We start from the raw sequence: 22,486 nt of genomic DNA, 5'->3' as shown, positions 1-22,486 counted from the left end.
TTCGAAAGGCGCGCATGACTTCCATTCTCGACAGTTCCCCCACCCGCCAGAAGACCGGCAAGCCCGTGACCCGCGACGCATCGAGGCTCAACGCCCGCATCGAGCCGATCGACACGCCATCGAAGAACACCGTGCGCACCCTGCTCGTGGCCTCCTGCGGCTGGCCGACGGATGCGCCGGCTCCGGAGCGCAAGAAGATCGCCAAACGCTGAGCCCGCGGCGCGCAGCGGCTCGGTTCAGGCGCGCCTCTCGAAGGCGAGTTTGAGCCCCAGGCCCACGAGCACGGCACCGCTGCCGCGGTACAGCCAGGTCAGCACACGCGGCCGCTCCCGCAGCCACCCCGACAGCGCACCTGCCGCCAGCCCCACCGGCCCCTTGACGACGAAGGTGAGGGCGGCGAACAGCAGGCCCAGCACGAACACCGACAGCGTCGGGTGCGCCGCGCCCGGCAACACGAACTGCGGCAGGAACGCGAAGTAGAAGACCGCGATCTTCGGGTTCGAGACGTTGGACAGTGCCCCGTCGAGGAACAGCCGCCACAGGCTGCGCGGTGCTGCGCCCGCAATGGCGAGTTCGTGATCGCGTGTGCGCAGCAGCTGAAGGCCCAGGTAGACGAGGTAGGCCGCGCCGGCGAGCTTGAGCGCTAGGAACAGCCACTCCGAGGTGCGCAGGATGGCGCCCAGGCCGAGCGTGGCCAGCAGCGTGTGGCCGACGAGCCCCACGCTGACGCCTGCCGCGGTGGCCACGCCGGCGGCGGCGCCTTGCGCGATCGAGCGCGACATCACCAGGATCATGTCCTGCCCGGGCGTGACGATGAGCACCAGCGAGGCCACGACGAAGAGCAGCCAGGTGACTTCGATCATGTTCGTCTCGCTGGTGTGGCCGCGCTCATGCGCCCGACGCCGGCCAGGGCCCTTCGACCGGCACGGCCTCGGCTTCGCCGGGCCAGGGCGGCATGGTGATGGCCACGGCCGACACGGCCTCGGTGGCCGAGGCACGGAACTGGAAGTGCGTGCCCAGCGGGATGCTCAGGCACACGCCGGGCTCCAGCGCCACCACCTCTTCGCGCTCACCTTGCCGGCGCCACATCTGCCCGTGCCCGGCGAGCACGAACCACAGCTCGTCGACGCTGCGGTGCGTGACCGCCTTGGCCACCTGCCCCGCCGCGAGCTCGAAGTGCGCCATGCCGCCGGCCGGCAGGCCGAGCAGCACGCGCACGTCGGATCCGTCCGGCGCCACCACGGTGGGCAGCTCGGGCAGCCGCATGGTCGCGAAGCCGCTCATTTCGAGAAGCAGGGGCCGGGGCTGCCGGCGGGCAGCTTGGCGTCGTGCTCGAAGCGCTGGCCGTTGAGTTCGATGCGGCCTTCGCACAGCGACTGGGCCTGGCACGAACTGCGCGTGGTGCGCAGTTCCACGGCCGCGGGCGTGAGCTGCACGAAGACCTGGCAGAGCGTGCCGCTGCGGCCGGTCTTGCGGCTCGGGTCGGGGCGGATCACCAGGCCGAGCACCTCGGCGCCCGGCTCCCCGCGCAGCCGGGCCACGCCGCTGACCGCGCAGTTGGCATCGCCGGGGCCGGACACCGAGATGTCCACCTCGAACAGCTGCTCGGTCTTGCGCCGCAGGCCCAGGTGGCTGGCTGCCGCCGCCGAGGCCGTGCCCTCGGCAGCGCTGGCTTCGGTGCGCACGTAGCAGGCGTCGGCGGAGCGGCCGGGCGCCGCGAGGCTCGCCGTGCCGGCCAGCCCGAGCATGAGGGTGGCGAAGATTCCGTGGAGGGGCTTCATGGCAAGACGGCGCCGGGTGGGTTGTCGTTCGTCGAAGCTCGATTCTGCCGCCGACCCGCGGATCAGCTCTTCCTGGGCGATGCCTCGAGCCCGCGGGCCAGCGCTTCAGCCGCCAGCGCGCTGATGCCGCCTTCGTGGCCCACGGCCCGTTCTCGCAGGCGCTGTACCAGCTCCGCAGGCAGCCTGAACGACACCGGGACCAGCTTGGCGACGGCGGGCCGGGCCACCGGCTCGGCGGCCGCCTTGGCCGCGGCCGAGCCTTGAGCGAAACGCGTGGGCACCGCGCGGGATTTCATCCGGCCGTCGAGCTTCTTTGCCAGGTGCTTCTCGAGGTCGGTCTTCTTCATGCTCATGGGCAGCCCCTGATTTGTGGATCCGCATTCTCCACTGGGGGGTGGTCGGCCCCGGGACCGCGCGAGTTCGACTGGCTGGGCCAGGCGCCGGCGGCCCTCAGCGCAGCTTCGTGCGCGCCAGGCGCTTGGCGTTGGCCACGGCCTTGCGATGCACCGGTGCGAGGCCCTTGCCGAGCACGCCCAGCGTGGCACCGTGGACCTGGTTCAGCACCGTGGAGACACTGGGCGCCCCGATTCCGATCGGCGAACACAAGGTGCGAAGCCACGAGGCCGACAGTGCCTGCTGGGCGATCAGGCTCTGGTTGGCCATCGCCACCCACGACTGCGCGAAGGCCGAGTTCTTCTCGGCGACCATGAGATCGAACTCCTTGCGGTCGCGCTCGGACGGCAGGTGCCCGGCCATGGCCATGCGGGTGATGCGGTGGCTCACCACCTGCGGCACGGCAAAGGCCAGTTCGGCGGCCTGCGTCGCGATGGACTTCGTCTTGCGATTCGGGCGCGTGAACATGGGGAATCCTTGGGTGCGCCCCGACTGTAGCGGTTTCGCCCGCCGCAGGGTGCCGGCGGGCTCAACCCTGCGCGTCGGGCACTGCCCAGTCGAGCTCGGCCACGGCGGACGTTCCGCATCGGCGGCCCGGATAATTCAGCCAGCTCATCACGACATTGAGTTCGGCGACGATGCCGGCGGCCTCGATCCGCGACCCCTGGCCCAGGTCGAGGCTGCTGGTCGTGTGCGCGTCGGCGACCAGCGTCAGGTCGTAGCCGCGGTCCAGCGCGGCGTAGGCGGTGGCCCGGATGCACCAGTTCGTCGACGCGCCGGCCAGCACGATGCGCGTGGCGCCGAGCCGGGCGAGATTCGCTTCCAGCGCCGTCTCCTCGAAGGACGACTCGAAGCGCTTGTGGATGCGCACCTCGCCCTCGGCGGGCTGCAGCGCATCGACCCATTGCCACGCGGCGGAGTCGCGCGGCAGGTCGGCAGCCTCGTGCTGCACCCAGATGACCGGCACGCCGGCGGCGCGGGCACGTTCGACCGCGTTCGCCACGTTGGCGATGACACGCTGGGCATCCCAGGCTTCTGCCATGACGCCGACCTGAACGTCGACGACGACGAGCACGGATCGATGGCCGGGGCGGACGGTGGACATGGGCGGTGTGCTCCGTGTTGGAAGCTTGCGAGGGCCGGTTCGGGCCTCAAGCTGAAAGCCGGACGGCCAGGCAGATCAGTATCGCCAGAACGACCAGGTTGCTGGTGGCGAACACCGCGAACCGGTGAACCACGTGGTTGTACGTCAGGTAGATGAGGCTGTGGGCGATGCGCAGGGCGAAGTAGAGCCAGGCCAGGGCCACGCAAGCCGGCGTCACCGTTCCCGTGACGTACAGGATGAGGCACAGGACGTAGAACAGCGTCGGTACCTCCACGAGGTTCATGAAGACGCGATTCGGAAGGGCCACGTCGGCAGGCACGTGCCCGGATTCGCCGTAACGGAAGTCGGAGGCGACGACCCGGCCCTTGAACGCCGCGTGGAAGCGTCGGATCGGCACCTGCACGAGGACCAGGAAGGTCCACAGGACGAGACTCAGGACGGGCCAGAAGATCGCGTGTCGGGGCATGGCGTTTGGCGTTGAAAGACGTGTCTTCAGAACCGGCGCCTCAGGTCGACGCTGCCTGACCGGTGTCGTGGGGGAACTGCGTCGCGAAATCGGCGTCGATGCGCCCGGCGTCGACGGGCACCGCCGGCACCGGCCGCGCCGAAGGGTGGCGCGCCTTCCACAGGCGCTGCAGTTCGGCGAAGTACGGGTCGCCCCGGTCGACGGCGATGACCCGTCGGCCAGGGTGTTCGCCCTGGTGAACCACGGGCACGAGCAGGCTCATCGTCAGGCCCAGCCAGCGGTTCCAGGCCCCGCACCAGCGCAGCCTGCCCAGCGGGCGGCTGAAATCGAGGAAGAAGGCACCGCCTTCGACGCACTCCGCCAGTCGCGTGGCCGCGATCTCTTCCGGATGGGCGCCGAGCTGGAGCAGCAGCAAGGCACCGGACTCTCCCCTGTCGCGGGCGGGATGGCGCGTCATGCCGATGCGACTCCGTTCATCAGGCAGAAGGGTTCGATGCGGGTTCCGCTTCGATGGTGGTCCAGATGTCGTCCATGAAGGACCCCACAGCGTCAGCTCGGGCGGGATGTTTCCAGGGCGGCATTCTCTTCGCTGACGAATTCATCGGACCTGATCGTCGTCATGAAGGTTGCTCCTTGATCGCGGCGGGCATCGCGTCCCGGCGCAGCTTGATCATGGCCAGCCGATCGTGCCCCAGGGTGCCGCGCCGGTACGCGACGAAACCCAGGCCGCGGTACAGCGCCAGCGCCGCTGCGTTGTCGGCTGCTGCAGACACCGAGAACGCCATCGTTTCGCCGCGGCGCAGCGCCTCGACGACGAGCGAGCGGCCGATGCCGCGGCGCTGATGCGCAGGGGCCACGCACAGCATGGCGATGCCGATCTGCCCGGGTTCGTCGTCGGGCGCGAGGCTGGCGGCGCCGACCAAGGTGTCGCCCTCGAAAGCGCCGAGGTAGAACGCGATGCTCGAGCGGATGTCCTCGGCCGAGCGGGCCGCGCCGGCCTGCTCGTGCCGCCTGAGTTGCTGCGCCTCCTGAGCGTGCGCCATGTGGAGCAGGGCGTGGATCTGCCGGGCCACACCGGAATCGCTGTGATCGATCGGATGGATGTGCAGCATGGATCGACGATCGTGTCCCGCGACGCGGCGCACGACTCAGTGTGTATTGCGACCTGGGTGCCCGGATGGGCGATGCAGGATCAACGCTTGCAGCTCGAGGGATCGAGCGGCTACTGGGCTGGCGGGGGTGTCTCGTTCGCCGCGCGGTACGCGCTGGCCCGCTCGTGCTCGATCGGCCGCACCTCGTAGCTCAGGCCGCATGCCAGACAGGGGTTCTCGGCGGCAATGCGGGCCGCCTCCTGCAGGCTGCCGGCGACGATGAACCAGTAGCCGCCGATGATCTCCTTGGCCTCGGTGAACGGGCCGTCGGTCACGCCGTGGCGCGATACCCGCATCGTTTCGGTGGCGAGCCGGTGGCCGCGCTTGAAGGTGCCCTGCTCGACCAGGCGTTCGTACCAGAGGTAGAAACGATCGATGGCGGACTGGATCTCTTCCTTGGACTTCTCGGGATCCCACTGGCCGCGAGACAGCAGGAGGTACTCGTCGCGTCGGGGTGATTCGGGCATGAAGGGCTCCTCGGGAGGGGCTCGGGCGCTGGCGCTCGCTGCCGAGGGGCTGCCGACACGGGGTCGACAGACCGCGCGTGCAGCCCCTCGACCCGAGGCGCTACTTGCCTGTTTCGGCGTAGGCCAGTCGCGCCGCCAGGTGGGCCTTGAGTCGCTCCGCGGCGCCGGGGTGCCGCAGCTTCACGTCGCGCCGTGCACGGTGGACGTTGTCCCGCAGGATGTGCAATCGCGCCCGGTTGCGCTGTGCCTTGATCGCCATTCGATTCTCCGTTTGTGAGCGCACAGGGTACCTCATGCGTCAGGGCAGCTGCCGTGGCCTTGCGCGCGGGCGCACAAGCTCCTCGAGGTTTCGCACCCGGTCAGCGGCCCACCCAGCCGCCGCAGACCGGGAACACCTGGCCGACGAAGCAGTCGGCGGCCTCGCTGCACAGGTACGCCGCGAACTGGGCGTCCTCGCGCGCGGCCACCAGCCTGCCCAGCGGGACTTCGCGGGCCAGGCGCTCCTGGAAGCGCGGGTTCGCCTGCACTTCGGCGGGGAAGTAGGTCGGGTTGTCGACGAAGTTCTGCGCGATGGCATTGACCTGGACCTTGTGCGGCGCGAGTTCGACACCCACCGCCTGGACATAGGCCAGCTGCGCGCCGCGGGCCGCGCTGTACGAAGAAGCGCGCTTCATGCCGCGCAGCGCGGAGGCGCTCCCGATGACGAGGACCTTCCCGCCGCGCCGGGCGAGCATGGCCGGGACGGCGGCACGAACGAGCCGCGGCAGCGGGTCCACCAGGGCCGCGAAAACCTGGCGCCACTCGGCGTCGGAGACCTCCGTCGCGCTCGTCGTGGGTGCTCTGAACGCGAGGTTGGCGACCAGGATGTCGATGCTTCCCGCCGCCAGAACCACGCGCTGCGCTGCCTCGGGGTCGGCGAGATCTTCCGGGCTGGCCACGACGGTGGCACCCTGCTCGGCAAAGACCTCGCAGAGCACGGGCCCCATGAACTCGCCGGATTGGGTGATGAGGACTCGCTTGCCGAGCAGTGCGTTCTGCATGGGTTTCTACAGGGTTGTGGCTGCGAAGCAGCTCATTTGCCGCGCCTTGCGGGTTCGGCCCGGGCCAGATTCGCTTCGAGCCGCGACTTGACGACTGCCGCGATGAGTTCGTGCGGGATCGGCTGGTCGTACGGGAACTGCAGGTTGCCCTTCGGCCCGGCGTACTCAGCCACGCGGGCACGGACCTGCGGGTCGTCGACCGGCGGGAACAGCCCGAGATGGCGCTTGAAAGCGCCGAAGTACACGACGACCCCGTTCTGGAACACCGCGGGCATGCGGTAGCTGATGCGTTCCTCGGCTTGCGGCGCAGCCTGGCGGATCGTGGCCCGCACGGCGTGAAGCACGGCCCGGGCGTCAGCCGGGAAGCTCGCGATGTACTGATCGACGGTGGCAGGCAGCGCGTTCATTCAAGCTCCGCAGGCCTGCATTGTCGTCTCGACATGCTGCAGGCGCTAGGCACCGGCGCACTTGCGGACGGTGTCGAGGGTCCGTGTCGTAATCTCGGAGCCGAAGGTCTGCTCCAGCAGGCTCATGAAGACCGGCCCCTTGGGGCTGGGCACGTAGGCCGAGAAGACCTCGGAGCCGGACAGCTTGAGGATGCGCGCTCCGTCGCGTTCGATCGGCAGATCGGCTTTCGGGTCGACCGAACTGCGTAGGAAGGTGACGACACGCTTGGCCGAAGGCGGGAGTTCGAACTCGGCGAACGGATCGGCATCCAGCAGCGCGCGAAGGTGCGCGCTGGACCGCACGAGGGTGCCGAAGCTGCGCGCAAGATGCGCCTGCATCGCACGTTCGGCTCGCTGCTGAAGCGCCTGGGCCGTGCCCGATGGCGCATCGAAGACGACGTTGCCGCTCGACAGCAGCGTTCGAACCTCCGAGAAGCCCGCAAGCTCGAAAGCGCGCTTGAGATCCGCCATCCTGGCGTTCGAGGGGCTGACTCCACGGAGGAACGCGACGTAGCGAGGCATGGGTCGGGTGCCTACGCGCAGGGCACCTGCGTGGCTCCGGGCAGCGAGCCCAAGGGCGCGAAGCCCAGTGCAGAGGCTGCCGAGGCCTGGCTGCTGGGTGCGCGCACGATGGCGATTCGCCCATCCGGTGCCCCGCAGACGGTCGCGTGGGCCTGGCCATCCAGGCCACAGCTGGACGCCAGGACCTGCACGCCGGCGATGGCGAGCCGACGCTCCCACTCGGGCAGGGGCGTTCCGCCTCCCGTGCACTGGAGCGAGCCCATCGGCACATAGAGATCAGCCGTCTCGGGTGCCGTTTCTCCACCGCCACAGGCGCTCAGGGCTGCGGCCACCAGGATGAAGGCCAGTGAATGACGCATGGGTGCTCCTGGAGAATGGTGCGCTCGAACGAAGGATGAGTCGTCACCTCTCGCTGGCGGCCAGTCTGGCGCCGAGGCCCGCAAAGGCTGCGGTGAAGCCGTAGCGAAGCCAGCGCTGCACCGAGGCGGACTCGATGACCCATCGGCGGAAGGCATGCGCCACCAGGCCGTAGACGACGAAGACAGCGAACGTCATGGCCATGAAGATGGCGCTCAGCGTCAGCAACTGGGCCAGCGGCTGCGCCGAGCCCGGCTCGACGAATTGCGGCAGGAAGGCCAGGAAGAAGATCGTCAGCTTGGGGTTGAGGATGTTCAGCAGGAAGGCCTTGACGACGATGCTCGAAGCACTGGAGCGGCTCACGGTGCCATCGACAGAGAACGCCGACTTGTCGCGCCAAGTGGCATACGCAAGGTAGAAGAGATAGGCAACGCCCGCGTACTTGAGAAGCTGGAATGCCAGGGCACTCGCATGCATGACAGCGGCCAGGCCGAAGATGGTGGCAGCGAGATGCGGAACGATGCCTGCCGTGCAGCCCAGGCTGGCGTAGATGCTTGCCGCCCGGCCTTGCACCAGACCCGTGGACACGGTGTAGATCACCCCCGTCCCCGGAATCAGGACGACCACCAGGGAAGTGATTAGGAACTCTGTGCTGATCATGCTGGCTCCAGTGATGTTGCAGGTCAGGCCTTGCCTCGAACGAACGCGCGGATGGCATCTGCGATCCTGACCGGTTCGGTGAGCGTGGGCACGTGACCGCTGGTCTTCAGGATGACCAGTTCAGCATCTGGCAAGGCTGCCGCGAGCTCTCTGGCGCGATCGAGTGGAACGATCTTGTCGAGCTCGCCGTGCAGCACGAGGGTGGGCTGCGACACGCGGGCGATGTCGGCGCCGACGTCGGTTTCCGACCCGACGACGCGCAGGGCGATGGCCGCCTCGGGCTGAGCTCTGGCCAGGATCTTGCGACCCCAGGCCTTGATGTGTTCCGAATCGGGTTCCGGGACGCACAGCTGGACGAAGCGTTCGAGGGTTGCAGCGTAGTTGGAGCGCAATCCCTGCAGGAACGGGTCGTTGTCGACGGCCACGCCGCGGGTATACATGCCATCGACGATCACCAGATGCGAGACACGCCCGGGGTACCGGGCCGCGACGGCCAGAGCGGTCTGTGCGCCCGCCGATTCGGCGGCCAGGACACATTGCTCGATGCCGTGGGCGTCGAGCACGGCCAGGGCGTCGGCCACGAGGCTGTCGAAGGTGATCGCCTCCGGCGAGACGGTGCTCAGGCCTGTGCCTCGGTGGTCGTAGCTGACGACGACAAACTCGTCGCTCAGGATGGCGAGCGGGTCCTGCCACAGCTCGGAACTGCCGATCCACCCGCCGATGGCGAGAATCGCCTGGCCGTTCGCCGGCCCGCTTCTGGAGGTGAAGAGCTTGCCACCAGGCACGTCGAGGAACATGGGGAACTCCGTGGCAGGACTTCTGCGGCCTGCGTTTTGAACTGAGAGACTCGGGGCTCGAGCGAAGGCTCAGCTTGCACGGCCTTCGACGACAGACCACTCCTGCCGGCCATTGCCGACCGGGACATCGCCCAGCGAGAAGACATCGAAGCCATCAATGCACGCCATGTTGAGACCAACGGTCTGGGTCTCGCCACGCATCACGTGGTGCGTGTAGATGCCGCAGCGCTTGCAGAAGTAGTGTTGGGCCTCACCCGTGTTCCAGGTGTAGGTCGAGATCAGCTCTTCACCAGCCGTGATCCGCAGCGCCGCACGAGGCGCAGCACCCATGACGGCACTCTTGCGGGAACACAGGGAACAGTTGCATCGGAAGTAGGGGCCGAGAGGAGCTTCCGTCTCGATAGCGAAGCGAACGCCGCCGCAGTGGCAGGAGCCGGTGTACTTGCTCATGCTGCAAGCCTAGCAGGCTCCTCGCGTGGCTGGAAGCGCGAAACGCGAGTCAGGCCGCGGTTCTCGCCTCCGCGAGTTGCTTGAGATTGCCCAGGGTGATTGGCAGTCCGGCGTTCAGCTGCCTGCACAGCATCGGGCCAAGCACCATCGAGAGCAGACCGGAGAAGGTGACGCGGTGGACCACTTCGGTTCCCGCTTCACACGGCGTCAGTTCGTGCTCGAAGACCATGCGGAACAAGGGAATCCTCGACTCGACAGTGAACGACCTGCCCGTGACGAACTCGGTCACCCGCATCGGAACCGTCCGACCTTTGGTGGGCGTGAGCTTGCCTGTGGCGCCGAGCCGCAGAGGCCCATCCAGGCTGGCGTGCCTGGTGTCCGGATCCCAGGTATGCCAGTGGGGGACGTCCGAATAGATGGCGAAGATCGTGTCCGGCCGGGCTTGAATGATCGTGCGGTGTTCGACTTTCACTTGAAGGGCTTTGTAGGGGAAAGAGCGGTTGATCGCAGCATGTAGGACGAAGCGAGGGGCGAAGGCTATGCGCGAGTGTCGAACACCTGCACGACACCTTGCCACCCGCCTGAACGCAAGGTCTGCTCCTTGAACCTGCCGCCCGTGTACTCGCCGATGACCTTGCGCCAGAAGGACTGGGCGCCGAGGTTCGTGGGCATCTGGCCGACTTCCCATCGGCCGGGCAGCGCTGCAAACACCGACCCCGCCAGGTGCTGCCCGAGGCCACGCCGCCGGAACTTCTTGAGGACGAAGAACTGGTCCATCCAGCAGCCTTCGGTTCCGACTCGCACTGCCCGGTTGACGAGCGCAAATCCAGCGTACTTGCCGGCGACCGTGGCGACAAAAGCCTGGCTACCCTCTTCATGCCAGTAGTGGTCCAGCGCGTAGCCGTACTCGCCATGCGAATCGAGGTCCTGGTCCCAGATGTCCGACAGATCGTGCTGGTACAGCTCGAGCATTCGATAGACCGGCAATCGGTCTTCTTGCGTCGCCAGGCGGACAGACATTTCGTTCACGATGAAACCCCTTTCAACAAGGCATGGTCGATCGGAGCTGCCTCAGCGAAGGGCCGGCAGGCCTCACGGCGCCGGTGCCGCGGATTCCGGCAGGCCGAACACGCGATCGAAGGCCCATGTGAAGGCGATGGCATAGATGAAGAAGAAGGCCAGAAGGCCCAGATTCGCCAGGAACGCGCTCAGAGCAGACGTGTTCAGCCACAGCGCCATGACGGGGACCAGGATGAGCGTGAGTCCACCTTCGAATCCGGCGCCATGCGCAAGGCGCCGCATGAACGTGCGGCCTCGCACGGGCTGACGCGACTCCCAGTACTCGAAGAGGGTATTGAACAGATAGCTCCAGCCCAGGGCGATGCTCGAGAGAACGACGGCAAGGCCGATGGTTGACGCGGGCGGCTCGTCGAAGATGAAACTCAGAACCGGGCCCACGAAGGCAATGGCGAAGATCTCGTACAGGATCGCCTGCACTGCGCGACGGGTTCGGGGTGTCATGACGGTCTGGGAGATGCCGGAGCGAATCGGGTGTCGCGTGGCCTGACGTCCGAGCTGAGCGCCTGGCGCCTGGCCGATGTGATTCTGTGCGTGCGGCTACCCTTGCACAAGCCGATAGGCGAGATAGGCCAACAGCGCGACGACCACCCAATCCCAGAACGCCGAACTCGAGTTCGGCACCTCTCCCGGCGAGAGGCCGCCGGCGGGGCTGATGGGCTCGCTGCTCGGTGGCGAGATGGGCTTCGGCGTGGTGGCCGATGGGCCCGGCTGCGGCCTCACCTTCTGCGAGAGACTGGCTCGGTTGGCGAGCAAGAGCCTGATGGCCTCGATCGGTCGGCGCTGCCCGAACGCTTCGAGGACTTCGGGTGGCAAGGGCGCAGTGGGTTGGGTCATGTACGCTGGTCCGATTCGACTTGCGGGCCAAGTGGCTTGTGCCGGAGGCTGTCCACTCGCGCCAGGAGTCTGGAGCGGCAGGCGGCTCACGCCATGTGGGTGACTTCGCCAGGGATGTTCACCCAGGCGTGCATTCGCTCCTCGTAGACCGAGAAGCTGGGTGCGGGGAACGCTGGATCAGCAAACGCGCCAACGGGAATGACGATCGCATCCTCATTGCCGGAGAAAGTGTAGTACACGGTCGCCCCGCAGTCCGGGCAGAAGCTGAACGTCGCGCGCGTTCCTTCATCCCCGGTGCGAACGAACTCCTTGGCAATGCCTGTCAGGGTCACCGCGGTCTTGTCGAAGCGGGCCTGCGCGCCGAAAACGCTGCCGGTGCGGCGCTGGCATGCCAGGCAGTGACAGACGGAAACGCGGACGGGCCCCGTGGAGACCTGGGCCTGCAACTGGCCACAGCTGCATGATGCAATGCGATGGGTCATGGGCTGATGCGTGTTGGTTTTCGACGCCTCGCGATGATCGAGGGCTTGTGCGCCGCCGGCCTACTTTCCGATGCCGAAAAGAATGCTGCCCAGCTTGCCGGATCCTTCTTGAAGTTCGTACAGACTGTCCGTGGCCTTCCGCACCGGCCCGCAGACAGAGTTGATGCCTGAACTCGTGCCGATGCGCTGGAGTGTCCAGCACAGGCTGTTGCCCTGGACATTCCAGACGCCGACGTCAGCGCACTCCGTGGCGACGCTGCTCCCGATCAGCCGCCCGCACAGCGAGCCATCCGTCCTGAAGTCCCAATGGCTGAAGAACTTCGGATCCGCCGGCGGCACGCCGGGGAACCGAAAGGCAAGCGTCTGGCCTGAAACCAGGTTGCGGATCTGTTCTGCGCTGAGGTCCGTCTGGGCGTTCGCAGCGAGCGAGGTGACGAACGCGATCAGCAGCACCCACCTGTTTGCCGAGCAACGCAATCTTGGAGACTCCATGGTGTGAGGTGGCGAGTGATGATGCCAGAGGGCTGTGCTGACGGAGCGAGCGCGTCGCGGGCCAAGGGCCGAGCCGGTGCACGTTGGTTCGATCGAAGGGTCAGGCGTCATGTTCGCGGCCGGCCATGGCCGGGTTTCAGGCGCGGGCTGCTCTCGGCCTGCCAGCCCGCCTTGGCACCGAATGTCCGGGCTTGAGGGGCGTTTGCGTTGTACAGGCTGTGTACTCGCATCGGGTGACCTGTGGCAAGGCTTCTTGTGGTGTTGAGCGTGGCGCTGCTGTATGTACTTTTGCGCGGCGGTGACCAGCCGGCGGCGCCCCTCAGTGGGCCGACAGGCGCGACTGGCAGTCTCGACCAGCGGCGATGGAGCAGCGTCTGCGGACACCCGGATCCCTGCGCCGCAGGAGCCTCGATCAGGCTCGGGCTCGAGCGCGCCGTTGTCGAGGTCGAGCAGAGCGCAGCGGGTGCACGAATGCTCGGGGTCGCCTTGTATCTCTATGTGCGCGACAAGGGCAACATCATCGTTCCCACATCGCCAGTAGAGCTCTGGTGACGCCTGGTGCCGCGAGTGCCACGCCGGCGCGGCTCGAGCACAGGCTTGTGCATGAGAACCAGGCTCAAGGTTTTGGCTTCGCTTGAGCGACGGCCTGCCTGAAGAATTCGTACACGCCGTTCTCGCCCATTCGCCTGGCATCGGCGAGTTCGCCGGCGCGCGTGGCGTACAGGACCTTGTTGGCGGGCGTGACGATCGCTACTGCCGGTATGCCGCTGGCCAGCGGGACCCCATAGAAGCGCGCCATGTCGACGTTTCGATCGAACCGACCCACATTGACCTTGACGATCTTGTACTCACGCGCCAGAAGTGCAGAGGTCGAGGCACTCTTCATCGCGGCGTCGAGAAGCCTGCAATCGGGGCACCAGTTGGCGCCGAAGACGATCAGGACGGCCGTTCTGGTGGCCGCGGCTTCGGCGAGTGCCCGCTGCACCTCGGCTTTGGCATCCGCGTCTTCGTTGTAGGGCGACTGAGCAGTTGCCACCGAAACCGACAAGAACAGGCTCGTGAACGCGGCGATGGTTCGCATGTGGATCCTTCGAGGGTGGCGCCTGGCCGGCTCCCCTGCGCCGACGGCGCGAGCTACTGCTTTGCAGCCTGAGCGGCTGGCTGCACCCGAGGTGCGCCTTTGTCCACGACGAGGCTGTTGAGCAGCTTGGCCTGAGTATCACCGACATTGCGGAACCCGTGGACAGTCCCTCGGACGTTGTTGTACGCCTCGCCGGCGGCGACGCGCCTGGGGGCTTGGCCTTCGACCAGCAGCTCAACGGTTCCTTCGACGACCGCACCGACGCAGTCTCCTGGATGCGTATGCATGGGCACAGCGCCGGAGGGCTGGATGGCAACCGACATGAGGACGACTTCCTTCTTGTCGTCGCCCGTCACCGGACTGACCATGATCGGCTTGGACACGTACACCTGTTGAGCAGGCGCCGATGCCTGCTGCGCCTGAGCCCAAGAGGCTGCAAATGTGGCCAAGACAAGACCGGAAAGAAGACCAATGCGGAAAGCGTTCACCTGCACCTCCTGTGACGAACCCGATACGCACACTGTGGGCGCCACTCGGAAGTTCGGCATTGACGGCAATCAGAGCCGTGGCGGTTGAGCCGGCCTGCTCGAGCCTCAGATCGGCTTGCCGTACCTGGCGGCTTGGGCCTCACTGTGTTGCCTGGCGCAAGCGCGGGCTGACGGTTCCACCGTAGAACACGCTGAACGGATGCAGCTGGTAGCTGAAGACTTCTGCTCCGATGGAAGCATCCTCCTCCATCATCGACCTCGCATGCGACTCGTCTCTCGCCGCCAGGACAAGCAGCCCCTTGTCGGAGTATCTCGCTCCCATGACCAGAGCGCCTGCGTCCCGAAGGCGCTTCAGGTTCGAACTGTGCTCTCGGAAGTAGTGCTGCTCCTGAGCAGGCTTGGTCGGATCCCACTTCGGGCCGATGGTGATCTCGACCGCGAACAACGACGGCTCTGTCGTCGCCGGCGGGCTCGGTTGGACTTGCGCTCGGACGCTATGCCAGGCCAGCAGGGCGACGCCGATGAGAACTGCAGACCGTGCGATGAGCGCAGAGAACATTGCGGTACTCCTCTGGTTCGAGCATGAGACCTCAGGTCTGAGCTGAGCGGTGAGGGCAGGGGTGGCACCTGGCCCGTGATGCGCATGCCAGGCCTGCGCGCGTCGGCTTCAAGCGAGGGGCTGGGCGTCAACGTGCCTTGCGGTAGACGAACGTGCACTGGCTTGCGGCGAATGACTTGATTTCGCCGCCGGTGGGCTCGGCCCGGCCGCGGACTTCATATCTGGCCTCATTCAACCCGGCAAGCTGGGCCAGCGCGTCCGTGGTCGGTTGTTCCAGGAACATCAAGGAGACGAGGACGTGCCTGGCTCCAGCGTCCGACTGCAGCACATAGCCATCGCCGGTCGCGACTTCGTTGATGATTTTGCCACTGGCGGAGAGCGGACTGGTCTGGACGCTCCTTGGCGCTGCAGATTGATCGGCTGCGGGTGGGACGATCCAGACGAGGGAAGGAATGGGTGGGAGTTCGATGGTGCGCAGGCTCGTGGCCCCGGGCTGCACTGCATGAAGAACAGCCAGGCGATTGAGGTACGCGCCCTTCAGGCAGGCGGCATCTTTGCAGCCATTGCGAACGGTACGAATCCATGCTCGCTGATCGCCGACCAGGCACTCTTCGGCGTGCTGGAGTCTCATGCGTCCACCTGCGTAGTAGCGACTCAGGTACTCGTCCAGCATGGACAGCTCGGGCGAGCCGCAGATGGCCTTCTCCACTGACGTAGCCGCCTTGTCGCATGGAAACGAAGCCGCTTGCACAGTCGGGGCAGAAGCTGCCATGGCGGCAGCGGCCATCCAGCCCTTGAAGGCGCTTGTGCTCGGACGAGTCGGCATGTGCTTGGGTCAATGGCTGGTGGAAGGAGGATCTGCAATGGTCGATGTGCTCGGGCCGCCAGGCGGATGATGGACCACACCGCCCAGCGAGCCAAGTGCCATGCCGATGGCAGTCCACTCGAGCGAAGGGGCAAGCCGCATTCGAGGGACTCACCGCAGCCGCTGGCCAGCAGCACAAGCCTCGAGCAACTGGGTGAACCGCCTCTGGCGAATCTCTGGCTTCCTGGCGCCGCAGACCCAATGGAGCACGACCTTCCTGTGGCTCGGCGGACTGCTCTCGAAGAAGCGCCAGGCGACCTTGTTGCGCTTGAACTCGCGCAGCTCAGTGGGAGAGAGCTCGGCCGGTGACTCCTGCTCGTAGGCGTACACCACGGACTTGGCTTCGGTCCGGTTCTTGAATGCCTCGACACCGGCGGGCGTCATGCGCCCCTCGGCTTGCAGCGCCTCGAACTTGGCGATGTTCACTGCGCTCCAGATGGACGTCGGTCGCCTGGGCGTGAAGCGGATCTGGTAGGACTCGTCATCGATCCGCTTGCGGACGCCATCGATCCACCCAAAGCACAGTGCTTCGTCGACGGACTCTGGCCAGGACATGCTGGGCTTGCCCGTGGCGACCTTGTGATAGCCCACCAGCAGTTCTGAGGCACGACTCGCGTTGGCTTCAAGCCACTTGCGAAATGCTCGTGCAGTCGGGAAGAACTTCGGATCGGGCATCTGCGGCGGCCATGCAGCATGGCGATTGCGCTGAGCCACAGGCGCCGGTGTGGCGCTGGGCCCGCGAAGCGGATGATGACAGCGAGCGCCTGGCGGGCCAAGCGCCATGCCGGTGCGAATCCGCTTCATCAAAGGTTTGGCGGGCTTCAAGTGGCCGTGTGCAGGGATGGGCTGCACTGGGGAGCCACAGAACAGGGCTCATTGCTTCATGCCCACGAGCCACTGCCGAACCGCCACGCGCAAGAGACCCGACTGGACGGCTGGATCGGCGTTGGCAAATGCCGTGATCTGCGCTTCGCTGAGTCCTTCGGTTGGAATCATCATGCCGCCGGCATGCTCGTCGAGGAACGGGCCACCCAGCGCCAGCTTGCCTTCGGCCAGCCATTGGCGAAAGTGGGCAACGTGCTCCTGCACTCCCTCCTGCTCGAAGAATGGCAATCCCTGCTTCCAACGCGGACCTGGTGCGTGCAGGACAACGAAGCGGATATCTCTCATGTGGCCTCCCTGGGCGTAGCGGTGCCGGAAGCTGAGCCCATGGTACGGGGTCGCGGTCCGCTCGAGCGAAGGGATGGCCGGCGCATTCAGAAGGCTCCTCGCTCGGGATCGCCATGCCAGGCCTGCGGCCTTGGGGCCCACGAAGGATCCGGTTCCCGCTCGAGAACGGCGCAGACAGCGGCCCCCAGATCGATGCCGAGGTGCTGCATGGCAGACGACGCCGCGCCATCTGCCAGGTCGGCGGCGAGAACGAACTGGCGGAACGGTTCCCAGTCGGCGGCGAACTGAGACACGAGCACTTTCGCCAAGTCGTATGACAGCTCGTTCCCCTCGTCGCTTCGCAGGAACGACTTGCCTGACCAGAACTCTTGAATCTCCTGTGCTCCCCAGAACTTCAGATGACGGGCGTGCAGCTGCCGGGGATTCGCCGGCGCTTGCGGCGGAGGGCAGAGCCGGAACTCCGTGTTGACCGCGAGACCTTCGTTCAGCCATGCCGGGATGGGCAAGTGACTCAAGCACGCGTGCGTCAACTCATGCGCGATGACAGGCTCCACGGAGCGAAGATCTGCCTTGACGGAGACAAAGTGGCCACAGCCCCGATTGATGTACATGCCGCTGCTGGCCGCGAACTCTCCGGCCTCCGGGTAGTAGTGCGAGACATACCGGTAGTAGGACTCGTCTTCGTCGAAGACGATCAGGATATCGTTGCCCCACTCGGGCGTCGCAGCAAGCCCGTGCAGCACGCGGACGATTCGCTGCACCGTCTTGTTGACGAAGGCAAGCGTCGCATCGGCCACGTTGACAGGCAGAGTTGAGACCAGGATGGCCGAGCCTTGTGAGCGCACTCGGTAGTCCCGTCCCAGGGCGAGGCGCAGGTGCTCCAGCCACGCACGTTCGCATGAGGACCATGCTTCTGCCTTGGCTGATTCGATTGGCAGGGTTTCGATCCATCGATGCACCGCCTGCCAATCTGCGATGGGGAATCCGCCTGCGTCGACCAGCGAAGCGGCGAGGTCGAAGGGTTCAGAGCCCGGGACGCTGATCTGGGTTGGCGGCGCCATGACCGCGCCGGCATCGAACTCGGCTTCAGACTTCGGCGAACGAATCAGCGACTTGAGGAGCTTGAGCACGATACAGATGTGGTTGTGCCGGCCAACGTTTGAGCTGAGGGGCCGGAACCGGGATGGCGCCTGGCCGGCGAGGCGAATGACAAGAACCAGCGCCTCGCGGGCCCGGTGCCATGCCGGTGCGAGTCGGCTCCAGCGAAGGGGCAGGGCGCGTGACGGCTGTCCACATTTCTATGGTTGTTTGCCCGTGGACCGAAGAGGAGCATCGGCGTTCCGGTGCTTTCTTGCACGCTTCATTCTGGGAGGAAATATGTCGACTTTGAACCTGCGTCTCGTTGTTCTGATCACTCTTGCTTGGCTCTTGGCTGGCTGCGCAGGCATGTCGAAGGAGAAGCAGTGCACAGTCTGCATTGACTTTGAACAACCGATCGCTCCAGGAACCGCCTTTGGCGGGAGCGCGCAGACACCTGGAACCGTGGTTCTGCAGCGGGCGGCTGGCACGATGTCTGTCGAGAACTTTTTACACCCATCGGGAACATCCTCGTTCAATCGAGCCGTCGTCTCGTCGCCAGGACTCGGTGGGCCCGGCAACCAACGACTGGATGTCAACAACATCTCATTGCGATTTGCTCTCGCTGCGCCGAGTCGCGAAGTGACATTCGACTTCACCGACCTGGGCGGACACGAAAACTTCGCCGTAAACGGCGGAGCGATAGACACCGGCAACCTTGAGGCCCTGCCGGCCACTGTCAACGGTGTTGCTGTCACCGTATTCACCGCCCCGATCTTCAACTCGGGAGGCGTGCAAGTCGGCAAGGTCGGCAAGGTCCGCCTGACTGGACAGATCAGAGAGGTCTTGGTCGGAGGGCAAGAATTCTCGCTTGACAACTTTTGCGTTGCGCCATGATGTAGCCGGACTTCAATCCTGCAACACGCGCCCTGACCTTTGGGCTGAGTGGCCCAATCGCTAGGCCGGTGCGAGTCGGCTCCAGCGAAGGGTTGGCAGGCTCTGTCATTGCGGAGCAGCGGGACTCCTTGCCTCGCCAGAAGATCGCGCGAGCAGGAAGACACCGGCGATCGCTGCCACCAAGAGCCCAAGGTCTTGGGGAACAGCGAGCAGAAACGCGGCCTGAGCGCCAACCAGGCACCACAAGACCGGTGCTACCAACGGCCAACGGGGATAGGGCGGAACCAGGAACGCCAACATGCCGATGGTGAAGATGGTGGTCGGACAAGGCAGTCCGAATGTGGGGAACTCAGGAAAGCGATGGCCAGCCACAACCGCCCAGGCGGGATAGATGGCCAGCGAGAAGGCGACCAGAGCCCAGCCCAAGCGACCGCGGGCCTGGAAAGACACGCGGAAATGAAGTTGCCGCCGCACGACGCCGAACCACAGGAAGGCGAGCCCGCCTGCGACCGAAACCGCCGCAAACGCGTAGGCGACTGGATTGATCGCTGAGAAGAAGGCAAGGTGGTACATCAAGCCGAGCCATAACCAAAGGACGCCCAAGATGCCTGCTATGGCCCGGCTCGACCGGCGATTCGCCCTGGCCGCCAGAATCAGAGCCGTGAGTGCGGATGCAAACAGCATCCACTGGGCTGGCCAGACCGCGAGGTTGTAGGCGCGAAAGACACCGAAGAATTGTTCAACGGTGAATGGAAGCACGGTGGTTCCTGAGACGGCTGACGTTTGAGCCGAGGCGCGAGCGCCGGTGTGGCGCTTGGCCCGCCGGATGGATGATGCACCACTCCGGGAAGCGGGCCAAGCTCCATGCCCGTGCGAGTCGGCTCCAGCGAAGGGTCAGGCATCAGCTTGCGCGCTGCGGTTGCTGCCAGGAATGCCGAACAATCCTGGCAGGGCGGTTCTTGCTTGTCGATTCTGGCGTCCGCGGATCGTCGTGGGGGTGAAGCTCTGCAGGCGCAGAGAGTCCAAGTCAACGCCCGACCAGGAAGAGAACCCCATGAGCAAGATGATCTTCGTGAGCCTGCCGATCAGAGACTTGACTGTGTCGATCGGCTTCTACAAGGCCCTGGGATTCACGCAGAACGCTCACTTCAGCGACGACACGTCAGCGTGCATGGTGTGGAGTGAGGCGATCTACGTGATGCTGCTCACTCACGCCAAGTGGCGTACGTTTACACAGCGTCCGTTCCCTGCGGCCGGAACGGCTGGCTTGATGCTCTCGCTGGCGATGGACATCCGGGACGACGTGGACGCGATGAACAATGCTGCTGCGGCAAGCGGTGGGCAAGCGGATGTGAACCCGCCTGAAGATCATGGCTTCATGTACACGCGAGATCTCGCCGACCCCGACGGCCACATGTGGGGCATTTTCTGGATGGATCCTGCGGCAGTTCCGCCTGCTGATCAACGCTGAGATGGGCCGATCAGCCCTTCTGGCAGGATGAACTACTCGGCAGCCGTCACTGAGAGGCCCTCTGATGCCTCACGTTTGAGCTGAGAGGCGAAGCGGCCTGCCGGTGGAGGTCCCCGCTCGAGCGAAGGGTTAGGCCTCACCGCTTGCGCGCAGCCACTTGTTTGGAAACGACCCAGTGGTTCTTGCCCAGTGCGCGCACGCGCGCGAAGCCCTGCTGCTCGAAGAGTGCCAGGCGGCTGTTGTGGAGGAAGGAGGGAGAGACCTTCCGATCCGTTGTGTCTTCGGGGTAGCTCTCGACGAGGCCGCCGCCCAAGCGTGCGATCTCATCCAGTGCGCCTGCGAGTGCCAAGGAGGCGACGCCTTTGCCCCTGTGTTCCTTGTCCACAAAGAAGCAAGTTATCCGCCAGTCGGGCGGTACTCCCTGTGCCTGGTTGTAGACGCGAAGATGCTTGATGCGTGGCAGCTCGTCGCTCGGGCCGAACTGGCACCAGCCGACGCAGTCTGGACCGGAGTAGACAAGTGCAGCATGCGCTTTGCCCTCACGCACCCGCTGCTCCTTCTGCGCACGACGGTGAGGCCCCCGCTCATTCCCTTCGACATGGAAGGCCAAGCACCAACAGCCGCCCCAGACACCACCATGACGTTCGACGAGGGCCGCGAAATCGGCCCATGTGGCAGCAGACAACGGCCTAGTGGTGTAGCCGGACATGGGGGTGACCGTGAGGCCTAACGTTTGAGCCGAGGCGCGAGTGTCATGCCGGTGCGGGTCGGCTCCAACGAAGTGCTAGGGCGCATTGCGGGGAGCTACCGAGTGCTCAAAGGTGGGAGAAGTACTCGGGAGGTGCAAACGTATCGTGCAGACCGTCAACGTACGTGATCGGGACGCGCGAGAGCTCTTCTTCCGACACGCCTTCGAGGCAGCCGAGGTTGACTCCGTACATCTTTCCTACGGGTGTCTCGGTGCCGACGCCGAACGCGCGAACGCCGCAGTGCCTGCAGAAGTAGTGCTGGTTCTTCTGGGTGTGGAACAGGTACTGCGTCAGCTCTGCGTCGCTTGACAAGAGGCGGAAGCCTTCGGGTTTGGCAACTGCGGGCCAGAAGCGTGTTCTGCGGCAGATCGAGCAGTTGCAGCGATAGGAACTCTGCGTGAGGTCCATATCCGCCTCGAACTTGACGGCGCCACAGTGGCAACTGCCTTGGTAGGTCTTCAGCATCGGTCACCTTTCGCAGCGAGCAGTGTTCACCTGCGCGCTAACGTTTGAGCTGCGGCGCGAGCGCCATGCCGGTGCGAGCCGGCTCCAGCGAAGGGTTAGGCGTCACTGCGAGTCTGCGCGAAAGTTGGCGGCGAAAGTCCCGGGCATCCGTGCTGCCGACGTGATGAGGGGCAGCGATACAAGCGCAAGCGTTGAAAGATGAAGCATGAAGCCCAGTGCGTCAGACTCAGTAAACGGGAAGCTCTTCGACCAACGCACCTGTCCCACGTACAAGAACGAGTACGCCAGCAAGCCAAGTGCGATGAGGTATGACCCGTACGCCCACTTTGAGCACCAGGAGTGCATGCTGCTGAAATCTGAAAACGAAAGCTTTGGGAACTTCGCTTCAGGATCGTAGCCCCGCCTCAGTGAAGCGTATTCATGTAGTAGCCCGAGCCAGATAGCCATCACGTAGAGGGTGACAAGAATGGCCAGCAGAAGTTTCGACTCCACTTGCGAGGCGGATACAAGTCGGGCTTTCACGCCACAGGCCACGGCCAAGGTAACCGAGGCACAGGTGGAAGCAAGCATTGCTGTTCGGCGAAGCAACAGTTTGCGGTCGCTAATCATGACGCCTAACGTTTGAGCTGAGCCGGCCGACGCCGGGATGGCGCTTGGCCCGCGAGGCGAATGATAAGAAGCGGCGCCTCGCGGGCCAAGTGCCATGCCGATGCGAGTCGGCTCCAGCGAAGGGTTAGGCAGCACTGGGCGTGCGCTCAGTCGATGAAAGTCCAGGTGTCCGCACCGTCGAACTTTCGAACCTGTACCGATAGCAGGAGCTTGGGATCGAAGTTGCGCAGGTTTACCCCATGCTTCTGGCCTGGTTGGTGCTCCAGCGGCTCCCAGTGGGTTGCAACTCCACAGGTCTTGCATCGCACTGTGCGAAGCGATCTATCGCCCCAGATGTACTCGGCTGTGTTCTCCGGGTGCCCTTCGACAAGCACCGTGCCGAACTCGTAGTAGGCCCACAGGCCGGCCAGACGCCTGCAGATCGAGCAGTTGCAGTCAGTCGCCTTCTCTGGCGCGCTTGGCAACGTGATGCGCACGGCGCCACAGTGGCAAGAGCCTTGGAGTGACGCCGGAGTTTGGTCCATGGTCTTAG

40 protein-coding genes are annotated in these 22,486 nt (G+C 65.4%); 4 read left to right on the top strand and 36 right to left on the bottom strand.

The features are described 5' to 3' along the window. The first annotated feature begins 14 nt into the window (after nucleotides 1-14). Complete coding sequence (locus HZ992_RS15545) at nucleotides 15-212, top strand: hypothetical protein (RefSeq protein ID WP_209382746.1); 198 nt, start codon at nucleotides 15-17, stop codon at nucleotides 210-212. Nucleotides 213-236: 24 nt separating this feature from the next. Here the strand turns inward: HZ992_RS15545 and HZ992_RS15540 are convergent, their stop codons facing one another. From HZ992_RS15540 to HZ992_RS15430, 24 genes are all read right to left on the bottom strand, one after another. Further along, the gene (locus HZ992_RS15540; RefSeq protein WP_209382745.1) at nucleotides 237-863 is read right to left on the bottom strand and encodes a LysE family translocator; all 627 of its coding nucleotides are present in this window, start codon (nucleotides 861-863) and stop codon (nucleotides 237-239) included. Between the two features lie 25 nt (nucleotides 864-888). Continuing rightward, nucleotides 889-1,284, bottom strand: a complete 396-nt coding sequence (locus tag HZ992_RS15535) for a cupin domain-containing protein (protein ID WP_209382744.1) — start codon at nucleotides 1,282-1,284, stop codon at nucleotides 889-891. Beyond that, a complete protein-coding gene (locus tag HZ992_RS15530; RefSeq protein ID WP_209382743.1) occupies nucleotides 1,281-1,781 on the bottom strand; it encodes a hypothetical protein in 501 nt (166 codons plus the stop codon). The genes HZ992_RS15535 and HZ992_RS15530 overlap by 4 nt, the downstream gene beginning before the upstream one ends. A 62-nt stretch (nucleotides 1,782-1,843) precedes the next feature. Further along, complete coding sequence (locus tag HZ992_RS15525) at nucleotides 1,844-2,128, bottom strand: hypothetical protein (protein ID WP_245213057.1); 285 nt, start codon at nucleotides 2,126-2,128, stop codon at nucleotides 1,844-1,846. A 103-nt stretch (nucleotides 2,129-2,231) separates the two neighbouring features. Beyond that, entirely contained in the window at nucleotides 2,232-2,642 is a 411-nt protein-coding gene (locus HZ992_RS15520; protein WP_209382741.1) for a polyhydroxyalkanoate granule-associated phasin, read from the bottom strand. Nucleotides 2,643-2,703: 61 nt separating this feature from the next. Beyond that, nucleotides 2,704-3,279, bottom strand: a complete 576-nt coding sequence (locus tag HZ992_RS15515; protein ID WP_209382740.1) for a cysteine hydrolase family protein — start codon at nucleotides 3,277-3,279, stop codon at nucleotides 2,704-2,706. 46 nt (nucleotides 3,280-3,325) lie between these two features. Beyond that, the gene (locus tag HZ992_RS15510) at nucleotides 3,326-3,745 is read right to left on the bottom strand and encodes an MAPEG family protein (RefSeq protein ID WP_209382739.1); all 420 of its coding nucleotides are present in this window, start codon (nucleotides 3,743-3,745) and stop codon (nucleotides 3,326-3,328) included. A gap of 40 nt (nucleotides 3,746-3,785) precedes the next feature. Next, the gene (locus tag HZ992_RS15505) at nucleotides 3,786-4,202 is read right to left on the bottom strand and encodes a hypothetical protein (protein WP_209382738.1); all 417 of its coding nucleotides are present in this window, start codon (nucleotides 4,200-4,202) and stop codon (nucleotides 3,786-3,788) included. 160 nt (nucleotides 4,203-4,362) lie between these two features. Further along, nucleotides 4,363-4,890 (bottom strand): GNAT family N-acetyltransferase, encoded by a 528-nt coding sequence (locus HZ992_RS15500; RefSeq protein ID WP_209382737.1) that lies wholly within the window; start codon nucleotides 4,888-4,890, stop codon nucleotides 4,363-4,365. A 77-nt stretch (nucleotides 4,891-4,967) separates the two neighbouring features. After that, nucleotides 4,968-5,363 carry a YciI family protein gene (locus tag HZ992_RS15495; RefSeq protein WP_209382736.1) on the bottom strand — a complete coding sequence of 132 codons (396 nt, stop codon included), beginning with the start codon at nucleotides 5,361-5,363 and terminating at the stop codon, nucleotides 4,968-4,970. 100 nt (nucleotides 5,364-5,463) lie between these two features. Beyond that, a complete protein-coding gene (locus HZ992_RS15490; RefSeq protein ID WP_209382735.1) occupies nucleotides 5,464-5,622 on the bottom strand; it encodes a hypothetical protein in 159 nt (52 codons plus the stop codon). 100 nt (nucleotides 5,623-5,722) lie between these two features. Next, a complete protein-coding gene (locus HZ992_RS15485; protein ID WP_209382734.1) occupies nucleotides 5,723-6,403 on the bottom strand; it encodes an SDR family oxidoreductase in 681 nt (226 codons plus the stop codon). 32 nt (nucleotides 6,404-6,435) lie between these two features. Continuing rightward, on the bottom strand, nucleotides 6,436-6,810 hold the full coding sequence (locus HZ992_RS15480) for an iron chaperone (protein WP_209382733.1): 375 nt from the start codon (nucleotides 6,808-6,810) through the stop codon (nucleotides 6,436-6,438). Between the two features lie 45 nt (nucleotides 6,811-6,855). Next, nucleotides 6,856-7,371, bottom strand: a complete 516-nt coding sequence (locus tag HZ992_RS15475; RefSeq protein ID WP_209382732.1) for a DUF1697 domain-containing protein — start codon at nucleotides 7,369-7,371, stop codon at nucleotides 6,856-6,858. An 11-nt stretch (nucleotides 7,372-7,382) separates the two neighbouring features. Next, nucleotides 7,383-7,730, bottom strand: a complete 348-nt coding sequence (locus HZ992_RS15470; RefSeq protein WP_209382731.1) for a hypothetical protein — start codon at nucleotides 7,728-7,730, stop codon at nucleotides 7,383-7,385. Between the two features lie 43 nt (nucleotides 7,731-7,773). Beyond that, nucleotides 7,774-8,388, bottom strand: coding sequence for a LysE family translocator (locus tag HZ992_RS15465; protein ID WP_209382730.1), 615 nt, complete (start codon nucleotides 8,386-8,388; stop codon nucleotides 7,774-7,776). Nucleotides 8,389-8,411: 23 nt separating this feature from the next. Beyond that, nucleotides 8,412-9,185, bottom strand: coding sequence for an alpha/beta fold hydrolase (locus HZ992_RS15460; protein WP_209382729.1), 774 nt, complete (start codon nucleotides 9,183-9,185; stop codon nucleotides 8,412-8,414). Nucleotides 9,186-9,254: 69 nt separating this feature from the next. Further along, nucleotides 9,255-9,635 carry a GFA family protein gene (locus tag HZ992_RS15455; protein WP_209382728.1) on the bottom strand — a complete coding sequence of 127 codons (381 nt, stop codon included), beginning with the start codon at nucleotides 9,633-9,635 and terminating at the stop codon, nucleotides 9,255-9,257. Between the two features lie 49 nt (nucleotides 9,636-9,684). Then, the gene (locus HZ992_RS15450; RefSeq protein ID WP_245213054.1) at nucleotides 9,685-10,107 is read right to left on the bottom strand and encodes an SRPBCC family protein; all 423 of its coding nucleotides are present in this window, start codon (nucleotides 10,105-10,107) and stop codon (nucleotides 9,685-9,687) included. A 65-nt stretch (nucleotides 10,108-10,172) separates the two neighbouring features. Further along, nucleotides 10,173-10,655, bottom strand: a complete 483-nt coding sequence (locus HZ992_RS25795) for a GNAT family N-acetyltransferase (RefSeq protein WP_245213503.1) — start codon at nucleotides 10,653-10,655, stop codon at nucleotides 10,173-10,175. 72 nt (nucleotides 10,656-10,727) lie between these two features. Beyond that, entirely contained in the window at nucleotides 10,728-11,156 is a 429-nt protein-coding gene (locus HZ992_RS15445; RefSeq protein WP_209382726.1) for a PACE efflux transporter, read from the bottom strand. Between the two features lie 96 nt (nucleotides 11,157-11,252). Continuing rightward, nucleotides 11,253-11,549 carry a hypothetical protein gene (locus HZ992_RS15440; protein WP_209382725.1) on the bottom strand — a complete coding sequence of 99 codons (297 nt, stop codon included), beginning with the start codon at nucleotides 11,547-11,549 and terminating at the stop codon, nucleotides 11,253-11,255. 86 nt (nucleotides 11,550-11,635) lie between these two features. Continuing rightward, nucleotides 11,636-12,031, bottom strand: a complete 396-nt coding sequence (locus HZ992_RS15435) for a GFA family protein (RefSeq protein ID WP_209382724.1) — start codon at nucleotides 12,029-12,031, stop codon at nucleotides 11,636-11,638. 60 nt (nucleotides 12,032-12,091) lie between these two features. Next, the gene (locus tag HZ992_RS15430) at nucleotides 12,092-12,484 is read right to left on the bottom strand and encodes a hypothetical protein (RefSeq protein WP_209382723.1); all 393 of its coding nucleotides are present in this window, start codon (nucleotides 12,482-12,484) and stop codon (nucleotides 12,092-12,094) included. A gap of 300 nt (nucleotides 12,485-12,784) precedes the next feature. On the opposite strand from HZ992_RS15430, the gene HZ992_RS15425 reads away from it, so the two are divergent. Further along, complete coding sequence (locus tag HZ992_RS15425) at nucleotides 12,785-13,075, top strand: hypothetical protein (RefSeq protein WP_209382722.1); 291 nt, start codon at nucleotides 12,785-12,787, stop codon at nucleotides 13,073-13,075. A gap of 64 nt (nucleotides 13,076-13,139) precedes the next feature. Here HZ992_RS15425 and HZ992_RS15420 read toward each other — a convergent pair whose 3' ends face one another. The 7 genes from HZ992_RS15420 to HZ992_RS15390 all read right to left on the bottom strand — a co-directional run bounded on the left by HZ992_RS15420 (nucleotide 13,140) and on the right by HZ992_RS15390 (nucleotide 17,816). Next, a complete protein-coding gene (locus tag HZ992_RS15420; protein ID WP_209382721.1) occupies nucleotides 13,140-13,604 on the bottom strand; it encodes a thioredoxin family protein in 465 nt (154 codons plus the stop codon). Nucleotides 13,605-13,657: 53 nt separating this feature from the next. Further along, on the bottom strand, nucleotides 13,658-14,092 hold the full coding sequence (locus tag HZ992_RS15415; RefSeq protein WP_209382720.1) for a cupin domain-containing protein: 435 nt from the start codon (nucleotides 14,090-14,092) through the stop codon (nucleotides 13,658-13,660). A 139-nt stretch (nucleotides 14,093-14,231) separates the two neighbouring features. Continuing rightward, nucleotides 14,232-14,651 (bottom strand): YciI family protein, encoded by a 420-nt coding sequence (locus HZ992_RS15410; RefSeq protein WP_209382719.1) that lies wholly within the window; start codon nucleotides 14,649-14,651, stop codon nucleotides 14,232-14,234. A 127-nt stretch (nucleotides 14,652-14,778) separates the two neighbouring features. Further along, nucleotides 14,779-15,360 (bottom strand): lysozyme inhibitor LprI family protein, encoded by a 582-nt coding sequence (locus HZ992_RS15405; RefSeq protein WP_209382718.1) that lies wholly within the window; start codon nucleotides 15,358-15,360, stop codon nucleotides 14,779-14,781. Nucleotides 15,361-15,627: 267 nt separating this feature from the next. Further along, the gene (locus HZ992_RS15400) at nucleotides 15,628-16,341 is read right to left on the bottom strand and encodes a YdeI/OmpD-associated family protein (protein ID WP_245213051.1); all 714 of its coding nucleotides are present in this window, start codon (nucleotides 16,339-16,341) and stop codon (nucleotides 15,628-15,630) included. Nucleotides 16,342-16,389: 48 nt separating this feature from the next. After that, nucleotides 16,390-16,686, bottom strand: coding sequence for a YciI family protein (locus HZ992_RS15395; protein ID WP_209382717.1), 297 nt, complete (start codon nucleotides 16,684-16,686; stop codon nucleotides 16,390-16,392). 86 nt (nucleotides 16,687-16,772) lie between these two features. Continuing rightward, nucleotides 16,773-17,816 carry a hypothetical protein gene (locus tag HZ992_RS15390; protein WP_209382716.1) on the bottom strand — a complete coding sequence of 348 codons (1,044 nt, stop codon included), beginning with the start codon at nucleotides 17,814-17,816 and terminating at the stop codon, nucleotides 16,773-16,775. A 247-nt stretch (nucleotides 17,817-18,063) separates the two neighbouring features. On the opposite strand from HZ992_RS15390, the gene HZ992_RS15385 reads away from it, so the two are divergent. Further along, complete coding sequence (locus HZ992_RS15385) at nucleotides 18,064-18,660, top strand: hypothetical protein (protein WP_209382715.1); 597 nt, start codon at nucleotides 18,064-18,066, stop codon at nucleotides 18,658-18,660. A 105-nt stretch (nucleotides 18,661-18,765) separates the two neighbouring features. Here HZ992_RS15385 and HZ992_RS15380 read toward each other — a convergent pair whose 3' ends face one another. Continuing rightward, nucleotides 18,766-19,419, bottom strand: coding sequence for a DUF6064 family protein (locus HZ992_RS15380; RefSeq protein ID WP_209382714.1), 654 nt, complete (start codon nucleotides 19,417-19,419; stop codon nucleotides 18,766-18,768). A gap of 295 nt (nucleotides 19,420-19,714) precedes the next feature. On the opposite strand from HZ992_RS15380, the gene HZ992_RS15375 reads away from it, so the two are divergent. Continuing rightward, the gene (locus tag HZ992_RS15375) at nucleotides 19,715-20,131 is read left to right on the top strand and encodes a VOC family protein (protein ID WP_209382713.1); all 417 of its coding nucleotides are present in this window, start codon (nucleotides 19,715-19,717) and stop codon (nucleotides 20,129-20,131) included. A gap of 136 nt (nucleotides 20,132-20,267) precedes the next feature. Here the strand turns inward: HZ992_RS15375 and HZ992_RS15370 are convergent, their stop codons facing one another. The 4 genes from HZ992_RS15370 to HZ992_RS15355 all read right to left on the bottom strand — a co-directional run bounded on the left by HZ992_RS15370 (nucleotide 20,268) and on the right by HZ992_RS15355 (nucleotide 22,478). After that, on the bottom strand, nucleotides 20,268-20,840 hold the full coding sequence (locus HZ992_RS15370) for a GNAT family N-acetyltransferase (RefSeq protein WP_209382712.1): 573 nt from the start codon (nucleotides 20,838-20,840) through the stop codon (nucleotides 20,268-20,270). 106 nt (nucleotides 20,841-20,946) lie between these two features. Next, nucleotides 20,947-21,345, bottom strand: a complete 399-nt coding sequence (locus tag HZ992_RS15365) for a GFA family protein (protein WP_209382711.1) — start codon at nucleotides 21,343-21,345, stop codon at nucleotides 20,947-20,949. 102 nt (nucleotides 21,346-21,447) lie between these two features. Beyond that, nucleotides 21,448-21,954 carry a hypothetical protein gene (locus HZ992_RS15360; protein ID WP_209382710.1) on the bottom strand — a complete coding sequence of 169 codons (507 nt, stop codon included), beginning with the start codon at nucleotides 21,952-21,954 and terminating at the stop codon, nucleotides 21,448-21,450. Nucleotides 21,955-22,100: 146 nt separating this feature from the next. Next, nucleotides 22,101-22,478 (bottom strand): GFA family protein, encoded by a 378-nt coding sequence (locus HZ992_RS15355; protein WP_209382709.1) that lies wholly within the window; start codon nucleotides 22,476-22,478, stop codon nucleotides 22,101-22,103. Between the last annotated feature and the right edge of the window lie 8 nt (nucleotides 22,479-22,486).

Source organism: Rhizobacter sp. AJA081-3 (assembly GCF_017795745.1).
Taxonomy (GTDB): Bacteria; Pseudomonadota; Gammaproteobacteria; order Burkholderiales; family Burkholderiaceae_C; genus Piscinibacter.
This window is presented reverse-complemented; position numbering and strand designations above follow the sequence as displayed.

What these genes read in the sequence shown, in the direction of transcription:
- HZ992_RS15545 (WP_209382746.1), top strand. Translation starts at nt 15, where the DNA reads ATGACTTCCATTCTCGACAGTTCCCCCACCCGCCAGAAGACCGGCAAG.
- HZ992_RS15540 (WP_209382745.1), bottom strand. Translation starts at nt 863, where the DNA reads ATGATCGAAGTCACCTGGCTGCTCTTCGTCGTGGCCTCGCTGGTGCTC.
- HZ992_RS15535 (WP_209382744.1), bottom strand. Translation starts at nt 1,284, where the DNA reads ATGAGCGGCTTCGCGACCATGCGGCTGCCCGAGCTGCCCACCGTGGTG.
- HZ992_RS15530 (WP_209382743.1), bottom strand. Translation starts at nt 1,781, where the DNA reads ATGAAGCCCCTCCACGGAATCTTCGCCACCCTCATGCTCGGGCTGGCC.
- HZ992_RS15525 (WP_245213057.1), bottom strand. Translation starts at nt 2,128, where the DNA reads ATGAAGAAGACCGACCTCGAGAAGCACCTGGCAAAGAAGCTCGACGGC.
- HZ992_RS15520 (WP_209382741.1), bottom strand. Translation starts at nt 2,642, where the DNA reads ATGTTCACGCGCCCGAATCGCAAGACGAAGTCCATCGCGACGCAGGCC.
- HZ992_RS15515 (WP_209382740.1), bottom strand. Translation starts at nt 3,279, where the DNA reads ATGTCCACCGTCCGCCCCGGCCATCGATCCGTGCTCGTCGTCGTCGAC.
- HZ992_RS15510 (WP_209382739.1), bottom strand. Translation starts at nt 3,745, where the DNA reads ATGCCCCGACACGCGATCTTCTGGCCCGTCCTGAGTCTCGTCCTGTGG.
- HZ992_RS15505 (WP_209382738.1), bottom strand. Translation starts at nt 4,202, where the DNA reads ATGACGCGCCATCCCGCCCGCGACAGGGGAGAGTCCGGTGCCTTGCTG.
- HZ992_RS15495 (WP_209382736.1), bottom strand. Translation starts at nt 5,363, where the DNA reads ATGCCCGAATCACCCCGACGCGACGAGTACCTCCTGCTGTCTCGCGGC.
- HZ992_RS15490 (WP_209382735.1), bottom strand. Translation starts at nt 5,622, where the DNA reads ATGGCGATCAAGGCACAGCGCAACCGGGCGCGATTGCACATCCTGCGG.
- HZ992_RS15485 (WP_209382734.1), bottom strand. Translation starts at nt 6,403, where the DNA reads ATGCAGAACGCACTGCTCGGCAAGCGAGTCCTCATCACCCAATCCGGC.
- HZ992_RS15480 (WP_209382733.1), bottom strand. Translation starts at nt 6,810, where the DNA reads ATGAACGCGCTGCCTGCCACCGTCGATCAGTACATCGCGAGCTTCCCG.
- HZ992_RS15475 (WP_209382732.1), bottom strand. Translation starts at nt 7,371, where the DNA reads ATGCCTCGCTACGTCGCGTTCCTCCGTGGAGTCAGCCCCTCGAACGCC.
- HZ992_RS15470 (WP_209382731.1), bottom strand. Translation starts at nt 7,730, where the DNA reads ATGCGTCATTCACTGGCCTTCATCCTGGTGGCCGCAGCCCTGAGCGCC.
- HZ992_RS15465 (WP_209382730.1), bottom strand. Translation starts at nt 8,388, where the DNA reads ATGATCAGCACAGAGTTCCTAATCACTTCCCTGGTGGTCGTCCTGATT.
- HZ992_RS15460 (WP_209382729.1), bottom strand. Translation starts at nt 9,185, where the DNA reads ATGTTCCTCGACGTGCCTGGTGGCAAGCTCTTCACCTCCAGAAGCGGG.
- HZ992_RS15455 (WP_209382728.1), bottom strand. Translation starts at nt 9,635, where the DNA reads ATGAGCAAGTACACCGGCTCCTGCCACTGCGGCGGCGTTCGCTTCGCT.
- HZ992_RS25795 (WP_245213503.1), bottom strand. Translation starts at nt 10,655, where the DNA reads ATGTCTGTCCGCCTGGCGACGCAAGAAGACCGATTGCCGGTCTATCGA.
- HZ992_RS15445 (WP_209382726.1), bottom strand. Translation starts at nt 11,156, where the DNA reads ATGACACCCCGAACCCGTCGCGCAGTGCAGGCGATCCTGTACGAGATC.
- HZ992_RS15440 (WP_209382725.1), bottom strand. Translation starts at nt 11,549, where the DNA reads ATGACCCAACCCACTGCGCCCTTGCCACCCGAAGTCCTCGAAGCGTTC.
- HZ992_RS15435 (WP_209382724.1), bottom strand. Translation starts at nt 12,031, where the DNA reads ATGACCCATCGCATTGCATCATGCAGCTGTGGCCAGTTGCAGGCCCAG.
- HZ992_RS15420 (WP_209382721.1), bottom strand. Translation starts at nt 13,604, where the DNA reads ATGCGAACCATCGCCGCGTTCACGAGCCTGTTCTTGTCGGTTTCGGTG.
- HZ992_RS15410 (WP_209382719.1), bottom strand. Translation starts at nt 14,651, where the DNA reads ATGTTCTCTGCGCTCATCGCACGGTCTGCAGTTCTCATCGGCGTCGCC.
- HZ992_RS15395 (WP_209382717.1), bottom strand. Translation starts at nt 16,686, where the DNA reads ATGAGAGATATCCGCTTCGTTGTCCTGCACGCACCAGGTCCGCGTTGG.
- HZ992_RS15385 (WP_209382715.1), top strand. Translation starts at nt 18,064, where the DNA reads ATGTCGACTTTGAACCTGCGTCTCGTTGTTCTGATCACTCTTGCTTGG.
- HZ992_RS15375 (WP_209382713.1), top strand. Translation starts at nt 19,715, where the DNA reads ATGAGCAAGATGATCTTCGTGAGCCTGCCGATCAGAGACTTGACTGTG.
- HZ992_RS15370 (WP_209382712.1), bottom strand. Translation starts at nt 20,840, where the DNA reads ATGTCCGGCTACACCACTAGGCCGTTGTCTGCTGCCACATGGGCCGAT.
- HZ992_RS15365 (WP_209382711.1), bottom strand. Translation starts at nt 21,345, where the DNA reads ATGCTGAAGACCTACCAAGGCAGTTGCCACTGTGGCGCCGTCAAGTTC.
- HZ992_RS15360 (WP_209382710.1), bottom strand. Translation starts at nt 21,954, where the DNA reads ATGATTAGCGACCGCAAACTGTTGCTTCGCCGAACAGCAATGCTTGCT.
- HZ992_RS15355 (WP_209382709.1), bottom strand. Translation starts at nt 22,478, where the DNA reads ATGGACCAAACTCCGGCGTCACTCCAAGGCTCTTGCCACTGTGGCGCC.